This is a genomic window from Burkholderia sp. Tr-20390, from assembly GCF_017104595.1.
Taxonomy (GTDB): Bacteria; Pseudomonadota; Gammaproteobacteria; order Burkholderiales; family Burkholderiaceae; genus Burkholderia.
On sequence record NZ_JAAGPC010000314.1, the window covers coordinates 1 to 6,059 of the forward strand.

Annotated in this window: 6 protein-coding genes, 1 tRNA gene and 1 pseudogene; 1 reads left to right on the plus strand and 7 read right to left on the minus strand. The window is 66.9% G+C overall.

The window, feature by feature from the left end; genetic code table 11:
- Positions 1-203 precede the first annotated feature (203 nt).
- Positions 204-1,352: a rod shape-determining protein RodA gene (gene rodA / locus G3N98_RS37980; protein WP_089426588.1), complete on the plus strand. Its 1,149-nt coding sequence runs from the start codon at positions 204-206 to the stop codon at positions 1,350-1,352.
- Between the two features lie 106 nt (positions 1,353-1,458).
- Here rodA and G3N98_RS37985 read toward each other — a convergent pair whose 3' ends face one another.
- The 7 genes and pseudogenes from G3N98_RS37985 to esaR all read right to left on the minus strand — a co-directional run.
- Positions 1,459-2,235: a tetratricopeptide repeat protein gene (locus G3N98_RS37985; RefSeq protein ID WP_089473743.1), complete on the minus strand. Its 777-nt coding sequence runs from the start codon at positions 2,233-2,235 to the stop codon at positions 1,459-1,461.
- Complete coding sequence (locus G3N98_RS37990) at positions 2,232-3,017, minus strand: aldolase/citrate lyase family protein (RefSeq protein ID WP_089473744.1); 786 nt, start codon at positions 3,015-3,017, stop codon at positions 2,232-2,234. The genes G3N98_RS37985 and G3N98_RS37990 overlap by 4 nt, the downstream gene beginning before the upstream one ends.
- A 309-nt stretch (positions 3,018-3,326) precedes the next feature.
- The gene (gene queD, locus G3N98_RS37995) at positions 3,327-3,779 is read right to left on the minus strand and encodes a 6-carboxytetrahydropterin synthase QueD (protein ID WP_011353563.1); all 453 of its coding nucleotides are present in this window, start codon (positions 3,777-3,779) and stop codon (positions 3,327-3,329) included.
- 18 nt (positions 3,780-3,797) lie between these two features.
- A complete protein-coding gene (gene queE / locus G3N98_RS38000) occupies positions 3,798-4,430 on the minus strand; it encodes a 7-carboxy-7-deazaguanine synthase (protein ID WP_011353564.1) in 633 nt (210 codons plus the stop codon).
- 75 nt (positions 4,431-4,505) lie between these two features.
- Entirely contained in the window at positions 4,506-5,240 is a 735-nt protein-coding gene (gene queC / locus G3N98_RS38005; protein WP_089426591.1) for a 7-cyano-7-deazaguanine synthase QueC, read from the minus strand.
- Positions 5,241-5,598: 358 nt separating this feature from the next.
- Positions 5,599-5,674, minus strand: a tRNA-Phe gene (locus tag G3N98_RS38010).
- Between the two features lie 61 nt (positions 5,675-5,735).
- Positions 5,736-5,960: pseudogene (gene esaR, locus G3N98_RS38015) on the minus strand (response regulator transcription factor EsaR); the annotation flags it as partial.
- Between the last annotated feature and the right edge of the window lie 99 nt (positions 5,961-6,059).

Consider the following 6,059-nt stretch of genomic DNA (forward strand, 5'->3'; position numbering starts at 1 on the left):
TCGCCTCGACGTTCACGCTTCACGATTATTCGGCCGGCAAGTCGCGCGGGAACGCGATCGGGGATGGTTCCGCCGTCATTCCGCTTCAAACGAAGTCGAAGAAACTCTACTGCTTCAACTACCACGCCGCGCGACGACAATCACCGTGCAACGGCCCCCGCGAAGGCGGCGGACGCCGGCACCGCTCATTAACGGAGAAAGGCATGCAATTCGACAAGCGCGCCTGGCTCGACAAGATCAAGCAGATGTTCGCGGGCTTCGACCGCCCGCTCGCCCTCATCGTGTTCCTGCTGCTGTGCGTCGGCATCGTCACGCTGTACAGCGCGGCGATCGACATGCCCGGCCGCGTCGAGGACCAGTTGCGCAACATCCTGCTGACGTTCGTGCTGATGTGGGTGATCGCCAACATCCCGCCCACGACGCTGATGCGCTTCGCGGTCCCGCTCTACACGTTCGGGGTCGCGCTATTGATTGCGGTCGCGCTGTTCGGGATGACCAAGAAGGGCGCGAAGCGCTGGCTGAACGTCGGCGTCGTGATCCAGCCGTCGGAAATCCTCAAGATCGCGACACCGCTGATGCTCGCGTGGTACTACCAGCGCCGTGAGGGCGGGCTGCGCTGGTACGACTTCATCGTCGCGTTCGGGATCCTGCTGGTACCGGTCGGGCTGATCGCGAAGCAGCCCGACCTCGGCACGGGCCTGCTCGTGTTCGCGGCCGGCTTCTTCGTGATCTACCTCGCCGGCCTGTCGTTCAAGCTGATCGTGCCGGTGCTCGTCGCGGGCGTGATCGCGGTCGGCTCGATCGCCGTGTTCGAAGAGCGCATCTGCCAGCCCGAAGTGCAGTGGCCGCTGATGCACGATTACCAGAAGCACCGCGTATGTACGCTGCTCGACCCGACTTCCGACCCGCTCGGCAAGGGCTTCCACACGATCCAGGCCGTGATCGCGATCGGCTCGGGCGGCGTGCTCGGCAAGGGCTACCTGAAAGGCACGCAGGCGCACCTCGAATTCATTCCGGAGAAGCACACCGACTTCATCTTCGCGGTGTTCTCCGAGGAATGGGGGCTCGTCGGCGGGCTCGTGCTGCTGACGCTGTACATGGCGCTGATCGCACGCGGGCTCTATATCGCCGCGCAGGGCGCGACGCTGTTCGGCCGCCTGCTCGCGGGCTCGCTCACGCTCGCGTTCTTCGTCTATGCGTTCGTCAACATCGGGATGGTGAGCGGCGTGCTGCCGGTCGTCGGCGTGCCGCTGCCGTTCATGAGTTACGGCGGCACCGCGCTCACGACGCTCGGCATCGCGATCGGGATGATCATGAGCGTCGGGCGGCAGCGGCGGTTGATGAAGAGTTGACCGCGCGGCACGCATCGCATAAAGAAAAACGGCGCTTCGGCGCCGTTTTTTTTCGACTGCGGATGACAAGGGCGGCCACGCAGTGCCGCGCGGCGCGCGCCCCCGCTCACGGCGGCGGTGCGTGTGCGCCGCCCGGCTCCGCCCCGGCGCCCGATGCCGGCCCCTGCGCCTTCAGCCGCGCACTCAGCTCCTTGAATTTCAGCCCGGCCGTCTCGTCGCCCTGCGCGGCCGCCGCCGCGTAATACGCCCGCGCGATGTTGAGGTTCTGCGCGACACCGTCGCCACCGCGCTCGTAGAACGACGCGGTCACGTACTGCGCGGTCGGTTCGCCCGCGTCGGCGGCCTGCTTGTACCACGTGAACGCCTGCCGGTTGTCGCGCGGCGTGCCGCGCCCGTCGAGGAACTGGTTCGCGAGCGACAGCTCGGCCTGCACGTGCCCCTGTTTCGCCGCCCGCAGGAACCAGCGGTGCGCTTCGGCCGGATCGCGCGCGACGAACTCGCCGTCGTCGAACATCCGGCCGTATACGTACTGCGCATGCGACATGTTCGCGTCGGCCGCGCGCTTCAGCCAGCGCAACCCTTCGTCGACGTTCGCGGTCACGCCTTCGCCCGTCAGCAGCATCATCGCGTAGTTGAATTGCGCGAGACGGTCGCCGCGCTCGGCCGCGTCGTGGAACTGCACCAGCGCCGCACGAAAGTCGCCGGCGTTGTAGTCGGCGACCGCCGACTGCGTCTCGCGCGACGGATCGGGCTTCGCCTGCGGCGCGCCCTGCGCGGCAGCCGCGATCCACACGACCCACAGGCCGAGCACCGCGCCGACCTGCCGGCGCCTCCCGATCCCACCCTGCGCGCGCCCACGGCACGCGCCATCGCCACCGTTCATGACCGCACCTCCTGCAGCGCCTGCCGCGTGGCGCGCAACAACCAGCTGACGTCGGCCGACACCGTGATCATCCGGTAGCCGGCCTCGCGATACTGGCGCGCGGCCGCCGTATCGCCCGCGAAGATCCCGACCGCGACGCCGGCCTGCCGGCCGGCCGCGAGCACGCGCGCCATCGCGGTTTCGACGTCCGGGTGACGGATGTCGCCGAGGTGACCGAGGCTCGCCGCGAGATCGGCCGGGCCGACGAACAGGCAATCGATGCCGGGCAGCGCCGCAATCCGCTCGACTTCATCGACGCCGCGCGCCGACTCGATCTGCACGATCACCGCGACCTGCGCATTCGCCGTCTGCACGTAGTCGCGACGCATGCCGAACGCCGCCGCGCGCACCATGCCCGCGACGCCGCGCAGCCCGTCCGGCGAATCGGGCGACGGATAGCGCGTGAGCCGCACCGCGTGCGTGGCGTCGTCGAGCGTCTCGATGCAGGGAAACATCAGCGTGCGCGCGCCCGCATCGAGCGCACGCTTCACGAGCCACGGCTCACGCGCCGGCACGCGCACGACGGGCTCGCTCGGCAGATGAGCGGCGGCGATCGCGCGCAACTGCGATGCAACATCGCGGCTGTCGTTCGGCGCGTGCTCCATGTCGATGCAGAGCCAGTCGTAGCCGGCATGCGCGAGCGCTTCCGCGGCCGAGTCGCTGCCGAGCGACAGCCACAGGCCGTACAGCGGCTCGTCGCCGTCGCGCAGGCGTTGTTTGAGGGAATTGGTGAGCGTGCTCATCGATACGGCCTCCTGGACGGAACGGCAATCGAACGGGACAAGCAACGGGCAAAGCGGAGCGCGACACACCGGGCAGCGAAGCACGGCGGCGCCAGGACCGGGCCCTGGAACGTTGGTCGGCCATGGGCGGCCGATCTGACAGCGCCGGCCGCACGACCCGCGCACGGCGGCGTTTTTCGGCGCCACGCAACGATCATAGCGCGGCGTTACGCGAAATGTGGGAACGGACGGGGAGCGAGGCGGGACGGGGCCGCAGGATGCGGCGTCAGGCAGCCCGCGCCGGGTGGCGGGGCGGCCGGGAAGGCGGGATCAGCGGCCGGGCTGGCGCTCGACGTCGGCCCAGCAGTTCGGCGTTTCGTACAGGCGCACGCGCTCGAGCCGCAGGTTCACGCCGTAGTGCGCGTCGTACACGTTCGCGAGGATGTCGAACGCGATCGCCGCGAGGTTCTCGACGGTCGGAATCCGGTCGATCACGACCGTCTTGTGGTCGGCCATCTGCTCGAGGAACGAGCGCACGACGTCGTCGCGCGCATAGACCAGGAACGCGTGGTCCCACTTGCCGACCAGGTGCTCCATCGCGAGCGCCTTCACGTCGGCGAAATCCATCACCATGCCGCGGTCGGGCGCCCCCTCAGTATCGACGAGATCGCCGCGCAGCGTGACTTCGAGCACATAGCGATGGCCATGCAGGTTCCGGCACTGGCTGCGGTGGTCGGGAATGCGGTGGCCCGCGTCGAATTCGAGTTTTCGGGTAATCAGCACGATGTCAAAAGCCGGGGCTCAGGGAATGTTCAGATATTTGTGGGTCTGCATCGACAGCCGCCACTGCGGATGACGCTTGCACCAGTCGATCGCGAGCTTCGTATTGAGGTCGCGCGACGGGCCGTCCATCGGCTGGACGAGGTAATACTCGAAGTCGAGCTTCGCGTAGTCGGCGAGCCGCTGGTTGTCCTGCGGGATCACGACCTTCAGCTCGTTGCCCTTCGTGACGACGAGCGGCGCGTCGGCCTTCGGGCTCACGCAGATCCAGTCGATCGATTCGAGCACCGGCAGCGAGCCGTTGGTCTCGATCGCGATCTCGAAGCCGGCCGCATGCAGCGCATCGACGAGCGGCTGGTCGAGCTGCAGCATCGGCTCGCCGCCCGTGCAGACGACGAAGCGGTGCGCCTCGCCCTCCGGCCACAGGCCGGCGATCGTCGCGACGAGCGCTTCGGCATCCTTGAACTTGCCGCCGTTCTCGCCGTCGGTGCCGACGAAGTCGGTATCGCAGAAGCGGCACACGGCCTCCGCACGATCCTCTTCGCGGCCCGACCACAGGTTGCAGCCGGCGAACCGGCAAAACACGGCCGGCCGGCCCGCGTTCGCGCCCTCGCCCTGCAACGTGTAGAAAATTTCCTTGACCGCGTAAGTCATCGTGCTTCGTCCGGCTCGCGCCGCTCGTTGTCGATCAGAATCCGTTAATCACCAGGCGCTGCCGTTGCCGCTGCATCACAGCGGCGCTTCGGTCACCCGCTCGCCCTTCAGGTAGGCCTCGTAGCCGCGCTTGCGCAGCTTGCAGGCCGGGCATTCGCCACAGCCGAAGCCCCAGTCGTGCAGTTCCGCGCGCTCGCCCACGTAGCACGTGTGCGTCTCGACGCGGATCAGTTCGACGAGCGCTTCGCCGCCGAGCTGTTCGGCGAGCTGCCAGGTTTGCGCCTTGTCGAGCCACATCAGCGGCGTCTCGAGCACCATGCGCGTATCCATCCCGAGGTTCAGCGCGACCTGCAGCGCCTTCATCGTGTCGTCGCGGCAGTCGGGATAGCCCGAGAAATCCGTCTCGCACATCCCGCCGACCAGCACGCGCAGCCCGCGGCGATAGGCGATCGCCGCGGCGATCGTCATGAACATCAGGTTGCGGCCCGGCACGAACGTGTTCGGCAGGCCGTTCGCCGTCGTCTCGATCTCGATCGTGCGCGTCATCGCGGTATCGCTGATCGCGCCGAGCACCGACAGGTCGATCATGTGATCGTCACCGAGCCGGTCCGACCAGGCGGGAAAGTCACGCTTCAGCGCTTCGCGCACGCCTTCGCGACATTCGAGCTCGACGCGGTGGCGCTGGCCGTAATCGAAGCCGAGCGTCTCGACCGTCTGGTAGCGTTCGAGAGCCCATGCCACGCACGTGGCCGAGTCCTGCCCGCCGGAAAACAACACGAGCGCGCCGTCTTTAGCGTCTGTCCGAATCACCGTGATACTCCGTGAATGTGTAGGCTCGCGTCGCGCTGCGCCCCGGGGCCGGCTGCCGCCGGGCGGCCCGACGCGTGCCGGCCTGGGCCGGCTCGACCAGTATAGGCAGCGCAATCGGCCGCGAACGCGGCGGAGCGCTTATACCGCCCATCGCGCGGCATCGTTGCCGCGCGCCACGGCGGCGCCACGCTGGCAGCCTGCCGTGCGCATGAAGCGATGCGCTAAGTTATTGAGCGGACACGGATTTTATCATGCCCTCATGAACACTGCCGGGCACGCCATCCCACGTCATGCATCACGCAAACCCCGCCACAAACGAAAAACCCCAAGAACCTTCCGATTCTTGGGGTTTTAATTCTGGTGGCCTGGGTCGGAATCGAACCAACGACACGCGGATTTTCAATCCGCTGCTCTACCAACTGAGCTACCGGGCCAACGAAGAAGAGAAAGTATATCCACCCTTCGTTACTTGATCAAGTACTTTCACGAAATATTTTATACGGCGCCTTCGGACGGCTTCTTGCCGAGCTCGACACCGAGCTGCTTGAGCTTGCGATACAGGTGCGTGCGCTCGAGGCCCGTCTTCTCCGCGACGCGCGTCATGCTGCCGTTTTCGCGCGCGAGGTGATATTCGAAGTACGCGCGCTCGAACGCATCGCGCGCTTCGCGCAACGGGATGTCGAACGGGATCGCGGCCGTCTGGCCCGCGAGGCCGAGTGCCGGATCGGAAGAGCGGCGTGTAGGGAAAGGGGGTATGGCATGGGGTAGATCGCGTTGTGGGCCGCGCGCTGATGACAGAAGATGATATATATTAAATCA